The following is a 291-nucleotide window of genomic DNA, read 5'->3' as shown; positions in this document are numbered from 1 at the left end:
TAGGAAGAAGGAGAGTCATTCTATGATGTGAGAGTATACAGATTCAGTAGAAACACTAGTGTAGATAACTCAACGAGCTCGACAAAGACGTCTATTGAGAATCAATGCCAATCATTTGATAAGGCATCTTCTCAGGTTGAGTTTTTAATTAACCAAGTTTACGGACTTGGAGAAGGTTATGTTCTTCAGTTACTAGATGCTGTTCAAAAAGATATTGGAAGAAACTTTCTGACAACGACAATGGCCATTGATAGAGATACTGATGAGTATTCTCAGCTCACTCTAAGTGAA

At 37.1% G+C, this 291-nt stretch carries 1 protein-coding gene; it reads left to right on the top strand.

Annotated elements, in window-relative coordinates:
* Positions 1-27: 27 nt before the first annotated feature.
* The coding region (locus tag M901_RS03260) for a hypothetical protein (RefSeq protein ID WP_021276748.1) at positions 28-291 on the top strand (264 nt) is incomplete at its 3' end.

Origin of the sequence: Bacteriovorax sp. DB6_IX (genome assembly GCF_000447775.1) — a bacterium.
Classification (GTDB): Bacteria; Bdellovibrionota; Bacteriovoracia; order Bacteriovoracales; family Bacteriovoracaceae; genus Halobacteriovorax_A.
The sequence above is the reverse complement of the archived record's forward strand: the minus strand, read 5'-3'. Positions and strand labels throughout refer to the sequence as shown.